This window comes from Georgenia sp. Marseille-Q6866 (genome assembly GCF_965111665.1).
In genome coordinates this window covers 20,223-36,400 of sequence record NZ_CBCOOR010000003.1, presented here as the reverse complement: position 1 = coordinate 36,400, position 16,178 = coordinate 20,223, and the positions used below count along the sequence as shown (strand labels likewise).

The 16,178-nt window shown below is 74.1% G+C and carries 15 protein-coding genes; 5 read left to right on the top strand and 10 right to left on the bottom strand.

The features are described 5' to 3' along the window. Positions 1-104 precede the first annotated feature (104 nt). Positions 105-2,030, bottom strand: a complete 1,926-nt coding sequence (gene dxs, locus ACWPXV_RS03485; RefSeq protein ID WP_454083921.1) for a 1-deoxy-D-xylulose-5-phosphate synthase — start codon at positions 2,028-2,030, stop codon at positions 105-107. Between the two features lie 386 nt (positions 2,031-2,416). On the opposite strand from dxs, the gene ACWPXV_RS03480 reads away from it, so the two are divergent. Beyond that, the gene (locus tag ACWPXV_RS03480) at positions 2,417-3,016 is read left to right on the top strand and encodes a DinB family protein (RefSeq protein WP_454083920.1); all 600 of its coding nucleotides are present in this window, start codon (positions 2,417-2,419) and stop codon (positions 3,014-3,016) included. A gap of 336 nt (positions 3,017-3,352) precedes the next feature. On the opposite strand, the gene ACWPXV_RS03475 is transcribed toward ACWPXV_RS03480, so the two are convergent. From ACWPXV_RS03475 to ACWPXV_RS03465, 3 genes are all read right to left on the bottom strand, one after another. Further along, positions 3,353-6,187, bottom strand: coding sequence for an aconitate hydratase (locus ACWPXV_RS03475; protein WP_454083919.1), 2,835 nt, complete (start codon positions 6,185-6,187; stop codon positions 3,353-3,355). A gap of 159 nt (positions 6,188-6,346) precedes the next feature. After that, positions 6,347-7,648, bottom strand: a complete 1,302-nt coding sequence (locus ACWPXV_RS03470) for a class I SAM-dependent RNA methyltransferase (protein WP_454083918.1) — start codon at positions 7,646-7,648, stop codon at positions 6,347-6,349. A gap of 4 nt (positions 7,649-7,652) precedes the next feature. Beyond that, complete coding sequence (locus ACWPXV_RS03465; RefSeq protein ID WP_454083917.1) at positions 7,653-9,338, bottom strand: hypothetical protein; 1,686 nt, start codon at positions 9,336-9,338, stop codon at positions 7,653-7,655. Positions 9,339-9,392: 54 nt separating this feature from the next. On the opposite strand from ACWPXV_RS03465, the gene ACWPXV_RS03460 reads away from it, so the two are divergent. Beyond that, positions 9,393-10,046 (top strand): potassium channel family protein, encoded by a 654-nt coding sequence (locus tag ACWPXV_RS03460; RefSeq protein ID WP_454084105.1) that lies wholly within the window; start codon positions 9,393-9,395, stop codon positions 10,044-10,046. Continuing rightward, entirely contained in the window at positions 10,046-10,720 is a 675-nt protein-coding gene (locus ACWPXV_RS03455; protein ID WP_454083916.1) for a potassium channel family protein, read from the top strand. Before ACWPXV_RS03460 ends, ACWPXV_RS03455 begins: the two co-directional genes overlap by 1 nt. Here ACWPXV_RS03455 and ACWPXV_RS03450 read toward each other — a convergent pair. From ACWPXV_RS03450 to dut, 4 genes are read right to left on the bottom strand one after another with little or no spacing between them, the layout of a single operon-like run. Then, positions 10,656-11,381 (bottom strand): DUF3159 domain-containing protein, encoded by a 726-nt coding sequence (locus ACWPXV_RS03450; protein ID WP_454083915.1) that lies wholly within the window; start codon positions 11,379-11,381, stop codon positions 10,656-10,658. The two genes, ACWPXV_RS03455 and ACWPXV_RS03450, sit on opposite strands and share 65 nt — an antisense overlap. Beyond that, complete coding sequence (locus tag ACWPXV_RS03445) at positions 11,378-11,653, bottom strand: OB-fold nucleic acid binding domain-containing protein (RefSeq protein ID WP_454083914.1); 276 nt, start codon at positions 11,651-11,653, stop codon at positions 11,378-11,380. Before ACWPXV_RS03445 ends, ACWPXV_RS03450 begins: the two co-directional genes overlap by 4 nt. Before the next feature lie 5 nt (positions 11,654-11,658). After that, on the bottom strand, positions 11,659-12,375 hold the full coding sequence (locus ACWPXV_RS03440) for a DUF3710 domain-containing protein (protein ID WP_454083913.1): 717 nt from the start codon (positions 12,373-12,375) through the stop codon (positions 11,659-11,661). Continuing rightward, complete coding sequence (gene dut / locus ACWPXV_RS03435) at positions 12,375-12,848, bottom strand: dUTP diphosphatase (RefSeq protein WP_454083912.1); 474 nt, start codon at positions 12,846-12,848, stop codon at positions 12,375-12,377. The genes ACWPXV_RS03440 and dut overlap by 1 nt, the downstream gene beginning before the upstream one ends. 115 nt (positions 12,849-12,963) lie before the next feature. Between dut and ACWPXV_RS03430 the strand changes: the two genes are divergently transcribed. Further along, positions 12,964-13,473, top strand: coding sequence for a DUF3093 domain-containing protein (locus tag ACWPXV_RS03430; protein ID WP_454083911.1), 510 nt, complete (start codon positions 12,964-12,966; stop codon positions 13,471-13,473). On the opposite strand, the gene ACWPXV_RS03425 is transcribed toward ACWPXV_RS03430, so the two are convergent. Together ACWPXV_RS03425 and ACWPXV_RS03420 are read right to left on the bottom strand one after the other, a co-directional pair. Then, positions 13,428-13,727: a DUF4193 domain-containing protein gene (locus ACWPXV_RS03425; protein ID WP_110850981.1), complete on the bottom strand. Its 300-nt coding sequence runs from the start codon at positions 13,725-13,727 to the stop codon at positions 13,428-13,430. The two genes, ACWPXV_RS03430 and ACWPXV_RS03425, sit on opposite strands and share 46 nt — an antisense overlap. A gap of 231 nt (positions 13,728-13,958) precedes the next feature. Beyond that, positions 13,959-14,771 (bottom strand): inositol monophosphatase family protein, encoded by an 813-nt coding sequence (locus ACWPXV_RS03420; protein WP_454083910.1) that lies wholly within the window; start codon positions 14,769-14,771, stop codon positions 13,959-13,961. 170 nt (positions 14,772-14,941) lie between these two features. On the opposite strand from ACWPXV_RS03420, the gene sepH reads away from it, so the two are divergent. Then, on the top strand, positions 14,942-16,069 hold the full coding sequence (gene sepH / locus ACWPXV_RS03415; protein WP_454083909.1) for a septation protein SepH: 1,128 nt from the start codon (positions 14,942-14,944) through the stop codon (positions 16,067-16,069). The last annotated feature ends 109 nt before the right edge of the window (positions 16,070-16,178 follow it).

The window sequence follows — 16,178 nt, the reverse complement described above, 5'->3', positions numbered from 1 at the left end:
ACCGTACGAACAGGATCGGCCGCGGCCGTGGGACCTAGGCCCGAGTACCCACGTAAGCCCACTCACACGACGCTACCCGGGTGTGACGGGGCACACCTTCAGGGTCAGGCGTCGCGCTCCACCGGCCGGTCGAGCGACTGCTCGGCGGCGGAGGTGAGGGCCGCGACGGCGCCGGCCGCCTGCCGGGCGACGTCCTGGGCCTGGAGGTGGTACTGCTCGACGACCTGCGGGCGGGTGGCGTGGTCGAGGAACTCGTGGGGCAGGCCGTGGGTCTGCACGGGGACCGCGTGGCCGGCCTGTGCCATGGCGTCGCGCACGGCGCTGCCGACGCCGCCGGTGCCCAGACCGTCCTCGACGACGACGACGAGGTCGTGCTTGGCGGCCAGGTCCAGGAGGTCCTCGCTCACCGGCAGCACCCACCGCGGGTCGACGACGGTCGAGCCGATGCCCTGCGCGCCCAGCGCAGCGGCGGCGGCGACGGCGGTGTGCGCCATGACCCCGACGCCGACGAGGAGCACCCGGGCCCCGCCGTCGCCGGCGGTGCGGGCGAGGACGTCGACGTCACCCTCGCGGCCGATCGCGGGCAGCGCCTCGGGCAGGGCGCCCTTGGGGTAGCGGACGACGGTCGGGGCGTCGTCGACGTCGACGGCCTCGCGCAGCTCGGCGCGCAGGGTCTCCTCGTCGCGGGGCGCGGCCAGGCGCAGGCGCGGGACGGTGCGCAGCAGCGCGAGGTCCCACATGCCGTTGTGGCTGGCACCGTCGTCGCCGGTGATGCCGGCGCGGTCCAGGACGATGGTGACGCCCGCGCGGTGGAGCGCGACGTCCATGAGGAGCTGGTCGTAGGCGCGGTTGAGGAAGGTCGCGTAGAGCGCGACGACGGGGTGCAGCCCGGCGAAGGCCATGCCGGCCGCGGAGGTGAGCGCGTGCTGCTCGGCGATGCCGACGTCGATGACGCGCTCGGGGAACTCCTCGGCGAGCGGGGCGAGCCCCACGGGGGCGAGCATCGCGGCGGTGACGGCGACGACGTCGCTGCGCTTGCGAGCGATCTCGACGATCTCCTCGGCGAAGACCGAGGTCCAGCCGAAGCGCGAGGGGGCGACGGGCAGCCCGGTCTCGGGGTGGATGACGCCGACGGCGTGGAAGCGGTCGGCGACGTCCTCCATGGCCGGGGTGTACCCGCGGCCCTTCTCGGTGATCGCATGGACGATGACGGGGCTGCCGAAGGCCTTGGCGCGGCGCAGCGCGAACTCCATGGCGGCGAGGTCGTGGCCGTCGACCGGGCCGATGTACTTCATGCCCAGGTCCTCGAACATGCCCTGGGGGGCGATGACGTCCTTGACGCCCTTCTTGAGGCCGTGGAGAGCGTCGTAGGTCATCCGCCCGGGCGGGCCGCTGCGCTGCAGGGCGCGCTTGCCCCAGCCGAGCACCTTCTCGTAGCCGCGGGCGGTGCGCAGCGCGTCGAGGTGGTGGGCGAAGCCGCCGATGGTGGGGGCGTAGGAGCGGCCGTTGTCGTTGACGATGATGACGAGGCGCCGGTCCTGGGCCTCGGTGATGTTGTTGAGCGCCTCCCAGGCCATGCCGCCGGTGAGGGCGCCGTCACCGATGACGGCGACGACGTGGCGATCCTTTTGGCCGGTGAGCTCGTGCGCGCGGGCAATGCCGTCGGCCCACGAGAGGGCGGTCGAGGCGTGGGAGTTCTCGACGATGTCGTGCTCGGACTCGGTGCGGCTGGGGTAGCCGGACAGGCCGCCGCGCTTGCGCAGGTCCGCGAAGTCCTGGCGCCCGGTGAGAAGCTTGTGGACGTAGGACTGGTGGCCGGTGTCGAAGACGACGCGGTCGCGCGGCGACTCGAAGACGCGGTGGATCGCCAGGGTGAGCTCGACGACGCCGAGGTTGGGGCCCAGGTGACCACCGGTCTTGGAGACCGAGTCGACGAGGTAGTCCCGCAGCTCCTTGGCCAGAACCTCGAGCTCGGGGCTGGTCAGGGAGTGCAGGTCCGCGGGCCTGCGGATGCGTCCGAGCAGACTCATCGCTCCCCTTTCCAGATCGGTGACAGCACGCCGGTTCAGCCTACGTCGACGCGCGCCACCGCGCCCACTTCCCCGCCGACGCCCCCTGTGTCGTCCCCGACACGCCCCCTCGCGCCGACAGCTCACTTGTTACCGACAGCCCGACAGCCCGACAACCCGGCAACCCCCTGTCGCCGACAGCTCACTTGTGACGCCCCGCTCGGCAACCCCCTGTCGCCGACAGCTCACTTGTTACGAACAGCGGACGTGTTCCCGCCGCGAGTGCCGTCGCCACCGCGGCACGGTGCCTCCGCGCGGCGCCACGGCGCGCCGCCCTTCCCCCTTCCGAGGCCCCGCCGTCGGGCACTACGGTGTGCTGAACGTCGCAGACCCCAGGAGGCGCACCGATGCGAGGCGACTACGGCACTCCCGAGTTCGACTGGTCGATCCTCGAGGCACCGACACCGAAGGCGATGGCGCTGGGCCAGCTCGGCTTCTCGTGGCTCGAGCTCGCCGGCCGGCTCGCCACCGTGACGCAGGAGGAGTTCACCCGGGAGCCCCACCCTGGGGCTCTCAACGTCGTGCGCCGCGGGGAGGAACGCACCCCGCGCACGCTCGGGACCGGTGAGTGGGTGGCGGAGTGGCCGGCAGGACCGGACGAGCCCGGCCCGCGGACGATCGCCTGGCTCGTCGCCCATCTCACCGAGACCTACTTCGAGCGGTGGGAGTGGACCTTCGGTGAGCGGCAGCGGCGGCGGCAGGACGCCGTCGTCCACGGGGACGCCGACGAGGCCCGCGAGGAGCTCGCCCGCCGGGTGGACGCGTGGCGCACGGGCGTCGAGTCGGTGCAGGACGAGGAGTTCATGACGGTGGGACTGAGCCAGGCGACGGAGATCGACGCCGCCGCGCCGTTCGGGCACCTCGTGCTGCACCTCAACCGTGAGCTCATCCACCACGGCTCGGAGATCTTCGTCCTCACCGACCTCTACCGCTCGGCCGCCTCGTAGCGAGTAACAAGTCAGCGTTCGGCGTTGAAGGAGTAACAAGTCAGCGCTCGGCACTGGTGGGGCGCTCGGCGCTGAGGGAGTAACAAGTCAGCGCTCGGCGCTGGTGGGGCGCTCGGCGTTGAAGGAGTAACAAGTCAGCGCTCGGCACTGGTGGGGCGCTCGGCGCTGAGGGAGTAACAAGTCAGCGCTCGGCGCTGGTGGGGCGCTCGGCGCTGGTGGGAGCAACGGCTCAGCGCTCGGCGCGGATGGAGTAACAAGTCAGCGCTCGGCGAGGTGGGGGCGGAAGAACGGGACGGGCCCCGGTCTGTCGACCGGGGCCCGTCCGTGCGCGTGGGGTCAGGCAGCCTTCTTGACCAGGCTCCGCAGCACGTACTGGAGGATGCCGCCGTTGCGGAAGTAGTCCGCCTCGCCGGGGGTGTCGATGCGCAGGACGGCGTCGAACTCGACCGTCTCGCCACCCTCCTTCTCTGCGGTCACCTTGACGGTGCGGGGCGTGCGGCCCTCGTTGAGCTCGGTGACACCGGAGACCGAGAAGGTCTCGGTGCCGTCCAGGCCCAGGGAGTCGGCGTTCTCGCCGGCCGGGAACTGCAGCGGCAGGACGCCCATGCCGATGAGGTTGGAACGGTGGATGCGCTCGAAGCTCTCGGCGATGACGGCCTTGATGCCGAGGAGCGTGGTGCCCTTGGCGGCCCAGTCACGCGAGGACCCGGAGCCGTACTCCTTGCCACCGAGGACGACGAGCGGGATGCCGGCCTCCTGGTAGGCCATCGACGCGTCGAAGATCGAGTCCTGCTCCCCCGAGAGGAAGTTCTTCGTGAAGCCACCCTCGACCCCGTCGAGCAGCTGGTTGCGCAGCCGGATGTTGGCGAAGGTGCCGCGGATCATGACCTCGTGGTTGCCGCGGCGCGAGCCGTAGGAGTTGAAGTCCTTGCGCGCCACGCCGTGCTCGGCGAGGTAGCGGCCCGCGGGGCTGTCCGGCTTGATCGCACCGGCCGGGGAGATGTGGTCGGTGGTCACCGAGTCACCGAGCTTGGCCAGGACGCGCGCACCGGTGATGTCCGTGACGGGCTCCGGCTCCGCGGTCATGCCCTCGAAGTACGGGGGCTTCTGGACGTAGGTCGAGTCCTCGTCCCACGCGAAGGTGTCGCCCTCCGGCGTCGGGAGCTCGCGCCAGCGCTCGTCACCGGCGAAGACGTCGGCGTAGTCCTCCTCGAACATCTCCTGGCTGACGGAGCTGGCGATGACGGCGTCGATCTCGGCCGGGCTGGGCCAGATGTCGCGCAGGAAGACGTCGTTGCCGTCCTTGTCCTGCCCGAGCGGCTCGGTCTCGAAGTCGAAGTCCATCGTCCCGGCCAGGCCGTAGGCGACGACGAGCGGCGGCGAGGCGAGGTAGTTCATCTTCGCGTCCGGGTTGATCCGGCCCTCGAAGTTCCGGTTGCCCGAGAGCACCGAGGCGACGGCGAGGTCGTGCTCGTTGACGACCGTCGAGATCTCCTCCGGCAGCGGGCCGGAGTTGCCGATGCACGTGGTGCAGCCGTAGCCGACGAGGTGGTATCCGAGCGCCTCGAGGTAGGGCCAGACGCCCGCCTTGTCGTAGTAGTTCGTCACGACCTGCGAGCCGGGGGCCATCGAGGTCTTGACCCAGGGCTTGGTCTCCAGGCCCTTCTCGACGGCCTTCTTCGCGAGCAGGGCGGCGCCCAGCATGACGGAGGGGTTGGAGGTGTTGGTGCACGAGGTGATCGCCGCGATGACGACGGCGCCGTGGTCGAGCTCGACGTCGGTGCCGTCCTCGAGGGTCACGCGCACCGGGTTGCTCGGGCGCTCGTAGCCGTTCGGCGGGGCGGCCGAGTGGACCGGGCGGCCCTGCTCGGAGGAGTGGTGGGTCGGGTCGGGGCTCGTCGGGTCGGACGCCGGGAAGGTGTCCATGAGCTCCTTGTCGAGCTCGCTCTTGTCGATCGAGTTGCCGTTGACGACGTAGTTCTTGATGTCCGCGCGCCACTGGTCCTTGGCGTTGGTCAGCGCGATCCGGTCCTGCGGGCGCTTGGGGCCGGCGATCGAGGGCACGACCGAGGAGAGGTCGAGCTCGACGTACTCGGAGTACTGCACCTCGCGGGACGGGTCGTGCCACAGGCCCTGGGTCTTGGCGTAGGCCTCCACGAGCTGGACCTGCGCCTCCTCCCGGCCGGTGAGGCGGAGGTACTCGAGGGTGACGTCGTCGACCGGGAAGATCGAGACGGTGGAGCCGAACTCCGGGCTCATGTTGCCGATGGTCGCGCGGTTGGCCAGCGGCACCGCGGCGACGCCCTCGCCGTAGAACTCGACGAACTTGCCGACGACGCCGTGGTCGCGCAGCTTCTCGGTGATCGTGAGGACGACGTCGGTCGCGGTGGCGCCGTCGGGGATCTCACCGGACAGCTTGAAGCCGACGACCTTGGGGATGAGCATGCTGATCGGCTGGCCGAGCATGGCGGCCTCGGCCTCGATGCCGCCGACGCCCCAGCCCAGCACGCCCAGGCCGTTGACCATCGGGGTGTGGGAGTCGGTGCCGACGCAGCTGTCGGGGTAGGCAGTGATCACGGAGCCGTCGGCAGTGTCTCGACTGCGGGTCATGACGGTGCGGGCCAGGTACTCGACGTTGACCTGGTGGACGATGCCGGTGCCCGGGGGGACGACCTTGAAGTCGTCGAAGGCGGTCTGGCCCCAGCGCAGGAACTGGTAGCGCTCGCCATTGCGCTCGTACTCGAGCTCGACGTTGCGGGCGAAGGACTGCGCGTTGCCGAAGGAGTCGACGACGACGGAGTGGTCGATGACGAGCTCGGCCGGGGCGAGCGGGTTGATCTTCGTCGGGTCGCCGCCGAGGTCGACCATCGCCTCACGCATGGTGGCGAGGTCGACGATGCACGGCACGCCGGTGAAGTCCTGCATGACGACGCGGGCCGGGGTGAACTGGATCTCGGTGTCCGGGTCCGCCTCCGGGTTCCACGTCGCGAGGGCGCGCACGTGGTCGGCGGTGACGTTGGCGCCGTCCTCGGTACGCAGGAGGTTCTCGGCGAGGATCTTGAGGCTGTAGGGCAGCCGCTCCAGGCCCTCGACCGCGTCCAGGCGGTAGATCTCGTAGTCCTGCTCGCCCACCGTGAGGGTGGAGCGGGCTCCAAAGCTGTCGACGCTCACATCTGCTCCTCTTGCCGCTTCGCTGCTGCGCTTCTGTCGGTCATCGTCCCACGCGGGTGGAGCCGTCGCAGCAGCCGCCACCCACAAGTTATCTCGACATCAAGATACTTTGTCGGCTGGGTGAAGTCACGCCGAACGGTCCGGCGCGTCGTCGCCCGCTCAGTCCGCGCGGGGCTCGAGCACCGCGACGCACTCGACGTGGTGGGTGTGCGGGAAGAGGTCGTAGCCGGTGAGGCCGGTGACGTCGTACCCGTGGTCGACGGCGGTGCGCAGGTCGCGCGCCAGCGCCGCCGGGTCGCAGGCGACGTAGACGATCCGCCGGGGCCGCAGCTCGGTGAGCGCCGTGACGACCTCGGCGCCGGCACCGGAGCGCGGCGGGTCGAGGACGACGGCGTCGACACCGCTGCCCAGGCCCTGGACGACCGCGCCGGTGACGCCGGCGACGTGGAGCGTGACCTGCGGGCTGTCGTGGAGGTTGCGGCGGGCGTCCGTGACGGCGCGCGCATTGACCTCGACGGCGTCCACGCGCCCGCTCTCCCCGACGGCGCGGGCGAGCGGGAGGGTGAAGAGCCCGGCCCCGGAGTACAGGTCGACGACCCGCTGCCCGGGCTCGGGGCGGGCGGCGGCGAGGACGGCGTCGACGAGGGCGGCGGGGGCGTCGCGGTGGACCTGCCAGAACCCCGTGGCGTCGACGCGGTAGGAGAGGTCCCCGACCGCGGTGGTGACGTGCTCGTGCACGGCCACCCGGGCCGGTGCGCCGGCGTCGCGGCGTCCTCGGCGCGGGCGGGACCCGCGCGTGGCGGCGAGCGAGCCGGCGGGGTCGGCGAGGTCGACGAGCCGGCCGTCGGCGAGGACGACGACGGGCCCCTCGCTCGGCGCGACGACGTCGAGGCGGGTGCCGGGCCGCACGCCGTCCCAGCGGCCGGCGGCGAAGAGGTCGGCGTCGGCGATGGCCGGCACGGCGAGCGGCATCTGCTCGAGCGGCACGACGTCGTGGGTGCGGTGGCGGTACATGCCCGGCCGGGAGGCGGCGTCCAGGACGAGGTCGATGCGGGTGCGCGTGCCCAGGCCGTCGCGCGCGTCGTCCTCGCCGAGGGGCTCGACGACGAGCGGGCCGAGGTGGTCGAGCTCGAGGTGGCCGATGCGGCGCAGGGTGTCGCGCACGACCTCCGCCTTCCAGCGGCGCTGGGCCGCCAGGGACAGGTGCGCCAGCTCTCCCCCGCCGACCCCGCCGGGGCCGGCCTCGGGCCAGCGGCTCGGGACGCGGTCCGGGGAGGCCTCGTGGACGGCGACGGCGTCCCCCCGCCAGAACTTGCGGCCCTCGCCGGCGTCGGTGAGCCGCACGTCGACGACCTCGCCGGGGGCCGAGTGGCGCACGAAGACGACGCGGCCCTCGACGCGGGCCACGCAGTGCCCGCCGTGGGCGGGCGGGCCGACGGTGACCCCGGTCAGGACGTCCATGTGCTCAGCTCTCCTCGGTGGGCCAGGGGACGGTGGTGACGACGGTGCCGGGCAGGGCGAGCAGCCGCGTGCGCAGCCGCTGCGGTCCGCTGCCGAGCAGCAGCCGGCGCCACCAGCGCCGGGCGGTGGTCTCGGGCAGGTAGACGACGGCGAGCCCGTCCGGCTCCGCGCGGCGGGCGGCGGCGACGTGCGCGACCACCCCCGCGCCGGTGTCGCCCGGGGGCGCGGCGAGCTCGACGAGCGGCACGGGCAGGTCCAGTGCGGTCCACTGCCGGCGCAGGGCCGCTGCGGCGTCCTCGTCGACCGGCACGGTGAGCGTCTCCACGGAGGTTGCCCGCATCGCTCGCGCGTAGGTGACGGCCCGCACGGCGGGCCGGTCGAGCTCGGTGACGACGACGAAGGCGCGCACGACCGTCGGCAGCGGCCGGTCCTGGGCCACGTGCTCCAGGGCCAGTCGTGCGCGCAGCTCGTGGTCGTGTCGGCTCACACCCCACATCATCGCCGACCCGACCGCGACGGCGACGAGGGCGGGCCAGCCGTGGGGCACCGCGAGGAGGAGCAGGGCGGCGGACACGCCCGCCCCCACCCCGGTGAGTGCCCGGGCGCGGCGCGCGGTGCGCCGGCCGGCGGGCCGGTAGAGGATCTCGAGCCGGCGGCGCCACTCGCGCCGGCCGGCGAGCAGGGCGAGGAGGGCCAGGAGCAGGACGGCGGCCGCGTAGCACGCGACGAGCCGCCACGGCTGCCCACCCCCGAGGAGGACGACGGCGACCGCCGCCCCGGCCACCGCGGTGCTGAGCCGGCGGCCGGCAGCACCGGCGGGCCAGCCCCGGCTCGCGGGCCACGTCCCGGGCGGGCGCGGCAGGCCGGACAGGGCACTCGTGCCCGCGGCGAGCAGCCCGCCGGCGAGGACGACGGCGACCCACGGCTCTGCCCAGCCGCCCAGGCCCGCGTCCGTGACGCCGAGCAGCAGGGCGTCGCCGCTGACGACGAGGCGGGCGCCGACGAGCGCACCGACGAGCACGACGGCTGCTCCGGCGGCCGCGGCGCGGGGCAGCCCGCGCCGGCGGCTGACGAGGAGGGCGGGCTGGAGCACCGCGCCGGTGAGGGCCACGGCCCCGCCCACGGCGAGCAGCTGCGCGGGCGCCGAGCGGCCGAGCCCGCTGCGGACCGCGGGGTCCGGCAGGACGCCGCTCGCGGCTGCCCCGAAGCCCGCGGCGAGGACCACCGCAAGGACGACGGCGGCGAGGACGCCGAGCCCGGCCGTCACCCGCCGTCGGACCGGCTGCGCGACGGCGAGCCGGGCCGCGAGGGCGAGCGCGACGAGGACGGCCGCGAGGAGCGGGCGCGGCAGGGCGAGGCCGGCAGCGGCGAGAAGCTCGGCGGCGGCGGCCGCCGACGCGGCGAGGAGGAGGATCCGCTCGACGAGCAGTGCGGGGGTGCGCACCCCGTCCCCGCCGCGCGGGGCGTCGTCGGGCAGCTGGCCGAGGGCGAGGAGGACGATGCCGAGCGCGCCGACCGTGCCGAGCACGGCCCACCGGGCGAGGTCGTCGGCGAGCATGCCGGGACCGGCGACGCTCGCGGCGGCGGGCGCCGCGAGGGCCACGAGTGCCGCGGCCGGTGCCGGGTGGCGCTGCCTGCCGCGGGGCCGGGCGAGGAGCGCCCGGTGGAAGGCCGCGGGGTCGAGGGTCACGGAAGGTCATGCTAGGCCCGGGCGCGGTAGCGTGCCGACGTGCACTTCGTCATCATGGGCTGTGGCCGCGTCGGGGCCTCCCTCGCCGTCCAGCTCGAGGAGCAGGGCCACTCGGTCGCCGTCCTCGACCAGAACCCCGACGCCTTCCGTCGCCTTCCCGACGACTTCTCCGGGCAGCGCGTCACCGGCCTCGGCTTCGACCGCGACGCCCTGTCGCAGACCGGAATCGAGGACGCCTACGGCTTCGCGGCCGTCTCCAGCGGCGACAACTCCAACATCCTCGCGGCCCGCGTGGCTCGCGAGACCTTCGGGGTGGGCAGCGTCGTCGCCCGGATCTACGACCCGCGGCGTGCCGAGGTCTACGAGCGCCTCGGCATCCCCACCGTGGCGACGGTGCGCTGGACCGCCGACCAGGTGCTCCGGCGCCTGCTCCCCGCCGGTGCGGCCGCCGAGTACCGCGACGCCTCCGGCCGGGTGTCCCTCCTCCAACTCGACGTCCACAGCGGCTGGGTGGGTCGTCCGCTCGTCGACCTCGAGGTGGCGTCCGGGGCACGGGCGGCCTTCCTCACCCGGCGCGGCTCCGGCCTGCTGCCCGATGCCGGGACGGTCCTCCAGGACGGTGACCTCCTCCACGTGCTCGCGGTGACCGACGCCGTCGAGCAGGTCCAGCGGGTGCTGTCCGCTCCCCCGCGCGAGGAGGAGGTCTGATGCGCGTCGTCATCGCCGGGGCCGGCAGCGTGGGCCGGTCCATCGCCCGCGAGCTGCTCTCCCACGGGCACACCGTCACCCTCATCGACCGCCAGCCCGCCGCCATGCGCATCGCCTCGGTGGCCGACGCCGAGTGGCAGCTCGCCGACGCGTGCGAGATCTCCAGCCTCGCGGAGGCGGGGGTGGACGCGTGCGACGTCGTCGTCGCCGCGACCGGCGACGACAAGGCCAACCTCGTCATCTCCCTGCTCGCCAAGACCGAGTTCGGGGTGCCGCGCGTCGTCGCGCGGGTCAACAACCCGAAGAACGAGTGGATGTTCGACTCCGCGTGGGGTGTGGACGTCCAGGTCTCCACGCCGCGGATCATGACGGCGCTCGTCGAGGAGGCCGTCACCGTCGGCGACCTCGTGCGGATCTTCTCCTTCCACGGCTCGGGCACAAGCCTGCACGAGGTGACGCTCGCGCCCGGCTCCGCCGTCGCCGGCCGCACCGTCCGGGAGCTCGACTGGGGCCCGGGCTGCTTCCTCTCGGCGATCATCCGGGCCGGTGAGCCGGTGCCGCCGGACCCGGACGAGCGGGTGCTCGCCGGGGACCGGCTCGTCCTCGTGCTCAGTGAGCGGGCTGACCCGGCTGCGCTGCAGCGGCTGGTCGCTCCCGCACCAGCAGCCACGTGACCCACAGGGCCAGGGCCCACAGTGGGACGCCCATGACGAGGCGGGCGGTGCCCAGCCAGGCCGTCGACGCGTCGAGGTAGAGCGGCAGCTGGACGGCCAGACGCGCGACGAAGAGACCGATCCACAGCCACGTCGCGGCGGTGTAGCGGCGCAGCCGCGGGCGCTGCGCGGGGTCGGTGCGCCAGGCGAAGCCCTCCTGGCGCAGGAGGGCGACGACGACGCCGACGAGCGGCCAGCGCACGACGACGCTGACGAGCAGGCCGGCTCCGTAGATGGCGTTGGTCCACAGGCCGAGGGCGAAGTAGTCCTGCGCCTCGCCCGAGCGCCACGCCCACAGCACGCCGATGAGGACGCCGACCACCCCGCCGAGCGCCTGGGTGACCGGCGTGCCGCCGACGAGCCGGGCGACGACGAGGACGACCGCGACGGCGAGAGACGCGACGAGCGGGGGCACGAGCTCCTGGCCCGCGACGAGGTAGACGACGACGAAGACGAGCCCGGGGGCCACCGACTCGACGAGCCCGCGGACACCGCCGACGGCGTCGGCGACGGAGAAGTCCTCGCCGGCGAGCTGGCTCATCCGCGAGCGGGTCACCGCCTCGGCGACGACCTCCGGGGCGCTGTCGGGCGCGCCGCCCGGGTCGGTGGGGCCGGTGGTCATGAGTCCTCCCGCAGCAGCCGGTAGGCCGGGTTGAAGATGGTGGGGCGCAGACCGCCGGAGTGGACGACGCCCTCGGCGACGAGCCGCCGGCCGGGCGTGATGCCGGGGATCTCGCGGCGGCCCAGCCACACGAGGTCGACCTCGGTGCTGCCGTCGGTGAGCCGCCCCACCAGCCCCACGGGCGAGCCCGCGGGACGGTAGGTGACGGCCACGAGGACACCGTCGACGCGGGTGCGCCGGCGGCTGGGGGCCTCGGCCACGGACAGGCTCACGTCCCTCAGCGGATCTCGGTGATCTCGGGACCGCGGGCGAGCGGGTCGAAGGACGTCGTCGGGGTCTCCTCCGCCGTCGTCCCTCCGCTCGCCTTGCCGGGCACGCGGAGCATGAGGACGTCGCGCGGCGGGCGGGCCTCCTGCCCGCGGACGACGACGACGTCGGCGAAGAGGTCCTCGAGCTCGGCGGCGGCGTCGGGGTCGACGGCGGCGCGTCCGCTGAGGACGCCGCGGAGGAACCAGCGGGGTCCGTCGGCACCGATGAAGCGCGCCGGGCGGTGGCCCATGCGGCCGTCCTGGGCGGTGACGGGCAGCCGGGCGAGGATCTCGCGGCCGAAGGGGCCGTCGACCTCGTCGGCGGTGCCGCCCTGCTTCTCGACCGAGGCGATGATCTCGGGACGCAGGTCGGCCCACAGCCCGCCGGAGCGGGGGGCGGCGAAGGCCTGGAGCTGGAGCGCGGAGCCGGACACGGACAGGCTCGTGGCCACGACCTGGCGGGTGCGCTTGTCCATCTCCATCCGCAGCTTGAGGCCGGGGCGGGCGGGGACGCGCAGCGCGCCGAGGTCGAGGCGCTGGCCGACCTCGGGGACGTCGGCGACGTCCCAGGGGCCGCGGCCCGTGGGGGCGGTCGCGGCGTCGTCGGCCGTGGTGTCGTCGGTCGGTGCGTCGGTCTCGGCCGGCGCGGCATCGTCGCCCTTGCGGCGTCGTGAGAAGAGCCCCATCAGTTCTCGCCTCCTGCTCCGGTGGCCGTCCAGCCACCCGTTGACCCCAGCCCGCCCGTGCCGCGTACCGACTCGGGCAGGTCCTGCACCTCGGTGAACCGGGCCTGCGCGACGCGCTGCACGACGAGCTGCGCCACGCGGTCGCCACGTGCGATCCGCACCGTCTCCCGGAGGTCGGTGTTGAGGAGGATCACCTTGATCTCACCCCGGAACCCAGCGTCCACGGTACCCGGCGCGTTGACGACCGTGACACCGTGCCGCGCCGCCAGCCCGGAGCGGGGGTGGACGAAGGCCGCCCAGCCCTCGGGGAGCGCGATCGCCGTCCCGGTGGGGACCACGGCCCGCTCCCCCGGCGCCAGCTCGACGTCGTGGCGGGCGTGGAGGTCGGCCCCGGCGTCCCCGGGGTGGGCGTAGGACGGTGCCGGCAGGTCCGGGTCGAGCCGGACGAGCGGGACGTCGACGTAGTCACTCACGCCCGCGACTGTACTGACCCCGGCCGCGCCACCCCAACCAGCGTCCACCCCGCCGGCCACCCCGGCGGGCCGGCCGAGCGGGAGGGCGGGACGGGCGAGGTGGGACAGTGGTGCCGTGGACTCCGTCATCTTCTCCGAGCGCCTGCACCCCCGTCCGGTCAACCTCGTGCTCGGCGCGCTCGCCGGTGCGGCGGTCGGCGCGCTCGTGTGGCCCTTCAGCGCCACGGCCGGCTACGTCGTCGGAATCGTGGCGGCGGTCGCCGTCGTCGTCGGGCTGCTCGTCAGCTCGCCGCGCGTCGTCGTCGAGCTCGGCGACGAGGAGGTGGGCACGGGGCCGGTGCTGCACGCCGCGAACGCACGAATCGGCGTCGTGCACCTCGGGGAAACCGTGGTGCTCGACGCCGATGCGATGGTTGCGGCCATGGGCCCGCAGGCCGATGCTCGCGCTTTTGTCTGCCAGCGCCCGTGGGTGCGGCAGGGCCTGCGTGTGGAGGTCGTCGACCCGCGGGACCCGACGCCCTACTGGCTCGTGGCCAGCCGGCGTCCTGCCGAGCTGGCCGCGGCCCTGGGACGGGCAGGTCAGGCAGCGCACTCCGAGCAGACGAGCTGGCCGCCGTCCTCGTAGGCGAGCTGGCTGCGGTGGTGCACGAGGAAGCACCGCGAGCAGGTGAACTCGTCGGCCTGGCGCGGCAGCACCCGGACGGAGAGCTCCTCGTTGCTGAGGTCGGCACCCGGGAGCTCGAAGCCCTCGGCGGCCTCCGCCTCGTCCTCGTCGACCGAGGGAGAGCTCTTCTCGGCCCGACGGGCCTTGAGCTCCTCGATCGAGTCCTCGGAGAGGTCCTCCTCGTTCTTGCGAGGCGCGTCGTAGTCGGTCGCCATGTAGACGTCACGCTCCGGTTCGTCTAGTTGTGTCAGGGGCACGGCTCGTGCCGTACCTCAGGAACGTTGAGAGCCCCGTGTTGTTCCCGCGGCACCCGGATTGTGCACCATGAGGCGGTCCGCCGTCGCGGTCGGGCCCGCGCCAAGGCCTGAGTTTCCGCCGCGATCCGCGCGTTGTCGAGTCCAAATCCCCCGGCGGTGTGACCGGAATCTCCCGGCCGGCGGGCCGTTTCAGCGCAGGGCGGGACGCACGACGGCGAGGAGCGCGTCGACGAGCGCGGCCGGACCGGCGACGGTCACGCCCTCGACGCCCTCCCCCACCCGCTCGACGACGCCGCCCGCCTCGGTGACGACGAGCGCGCCCGCTGCCATGTCCCAGGGGTTGAGGTAGCGCTCGAAGAAGACGTCCATGGCGCCGGCGGCGACGAGGCACAGGTCCATCGCGGCGGACCCGAGGCGGCGGATGTCCCGGACCTCGGGCAGCACCGCGGCGAGCACCTGTGCCTGCCCGGCCCGGCGGTCGGCGGTGTAGGCGAAACCGGTCCCCACGAGCGCCGTGGCGAGCTGCGGCGGCGTGCCGATGGTGAGGGGCTCGCCGTCGGCGTACGCGCCACCGCCCTGGGCGGCGGTCCACGTCTGCCCGGTGGCCGGGGCGTGGACGGCTCCGGCGAGCAGCTCCCAGGCGAAGGGGTCCTCCCCCTCCGCGCGGGCCACGGCGATGCTCACCGAGTAGGCGGGTAGGCCGTAGACGAAGTTCGTCGTCCCGTCGATGGGGTCGACCACCCAGACGAGGCCGGAGGAGCCGGCCTGCCAGCCCTCCTCCTCCCCGAGCACGCCGTCCTCGGGGCGCAGCTCGGCGAGGCGGCGGCGGATGAGCGCCTCGGCCGCCTGGTCCACCTCGGTGACGAGGTCGACGCCGCTGCTCTTCGTCGCGGCCACAGCGACCGACCCGCCGAGGGCCTCGCGGACGAGGTCGCCGGCCTCCCGGGCGACGGTCTCGGCGATCCCCATGAGCTCCTGGCTGACGGCGGTGGTGTCGGTCATGGCGTCCTCCCTGGGCGGCGTCGGGTGGGTCGTGCCACGCCGGGGAACCTCCCCGGTCCGGCGGCCGCACTGGTCCATGCTGACAGGACCCTGGAGAACACACCGGCGGGAATCCGGCATCCGGGCCGCGAGCGGTGGCACCCTCGACCCATACCTCGAAGGGGGACGACATGCTAGAGCTCGAACTCGTCGGGCTGCACAGCGACGGCGAGCACCTCACGCTCGCCGGTCCGGACGGCCAGCGCTACCGCCTGCTGGTCGACGACGCGCTGCGGGCTGCCGTCCGGCGCGACCGGCCCCAGCTCGAGCAGATCCGCGCCGGTGCAGGGCTGCGGCCCAAGGAGATCCAGGCGCGCATTCGCGCCGGGGCCACGGCCGTGGAGGTCGCGGAGGCCGCCGGCCTGCCCGTGGAGCACGTCCAGCGCTACGAGGGCCCCGTCCTCGCCGAGCGCAGCTGGGTGGTGGACCAGGCGCGCCGCTTCACCGTCGGCCGCGCCGAGGACTCCCCCTCGCTGGGCGACCTCGTCCTGGACCGGCTGGCCACCCGCGGGGTGCGCGCACCGGAGATCGAGTGGGACGCCGTCCGCCGCCAGGACCGCTCGTGGGAGCTCATCGCCCGCTTCACCGCCGGCGACAAGCACCGCGAGGCCCGCTGGGAGGTCGACATGGCCGCCCGCACCACCCACGCGCTGGACGACGAGGGCCGCTGGCTCTCCGAGACCGAGGTGACCCCCGCCAGCCCCTCGCGCCGTCACCTCATGCCGGTGCGGCTCTACGACGTCGAGGCCGACGGCGACCTCGGCCCGGCCCTCGCGGCCGTCGACGCCGACCTCAGCGACGCCGAGCCGGAGGACGACCTCGGCTACGGCGACCTGCCCGCCGCGAGCACCGACGACCTCCTCGCCGAGCTGCGTGCCACGCGGGGCACCCGCCCCGAGCTCGAGTCGGTCGAGGAGGACGACGCCTGGGGGCTGCCCCCGGCCGCCCACCCGCCGGCCTCACGGGCACACGAGGCGGTCGACGCCCAGGTGCTGCCCATGCCGCGTGACGCCCGTCCCGCCGTCGTCGAGGAGCCGGAGCCCGCACCCTCCACGCCGCCCGCCGTCGCGCCCGCTCCGCCGAGGGCGGAGGAGCCGGCCCAGCCCCGGACGGGTGAGGGCCAGGGCCGCCGGGCCGCGCAGGCACCGGCGCAGCGCGGTGAGGGCGAGGCCAAGGACGCGAAGCGACGCTCGAGCCGCGGCCGCCGCGCGAGCGTGCCGAGCTGGGACGAGATCGTCTTCGGCGCCAAGCCCGAGTAGCCGGCGTGCCGGCCGCCGGCACGCCCAGCCGCCCGCACGCCCGGGTCGCCGGCCCGTCGCTGGCCTGCGCACAAGTTGGCGACACGCGGGCGACACACCGGGACAGGTG

Bases quoted from the DNA above. Each gene is read 5' to 3' on its own strand.
- dxs (WP_454083921.1), bottom strand. From the start codon at position 2,030: ATGAGTCTGCTCGGACGCATCCGCAGGCCCGCGGACCTGCACTCCCTG.
- ACWPXV_RS03480 (WP_454083920.1), top strand. From the start codon at position 2,417: ATGCGAGGCGACTACGGCACTCCCGAGTTCGACTGGTCGATCCTCGAG.
- ACWPXV_RS03470 (WP_454083918.1), bottom strand. From the start codon at position 7,648: ATGGACGTCCTGACCGGGGTCACCGTCGGCCCGCCCGCCCACGGCGGG.
- ACWPXV_RS03460 (WP_454084105.1), top strand. From the start codon at position 9,393: ATGGGCTGTGGCCGCGTCGGGGCCTCCCTCGCCGTCCAGCTCGAGGAG.
- ACWPXV_RS03455 (WP_454083916.1), top strand. From the start codon at position 10,046: ATGCGCGTCGTCATCGCCGGGGCCGGCAGCGTGGGCCGGTCCATCGCC.
- ACWPXV_RS03450 (WP_454083915.1), bottom strand. From the start codon at position 11,381: ATGACCACCGGCCCCACCGACCCGGGCGGCGCGCCCGACAGCGCCCCG.
- ACWPXV_RS03440 (WP_454083913.1), bottom strand. From the start codon at position 12,375: ATGGGGCTCTTCTCACGACGCCGCAAGGGCGACGATGCCGCGCCGGCC.
- ACWPXV_RS03425 (WP_110850981.1), bottom strand. From the start codon at position 13,727: ATGGCGACCGACTACGACGCGCCTCGCAAGAACGAGGAGGACCTCTCC.
- ACWPXV_RS03420 (WP_454083910.1), bottom strand. From the start codon at position 14,771: ATGACCGACACCACCGCCGTCAGCCAGGAGCTCATGGGGATCGCCGAG.
- sepH (WP_454083909.1), top strand. From the start codon at position 14,942: ATGCTAGAGCTCGAACTCGTCGGGCTGCACAGCGACGGCGAGCACCTC.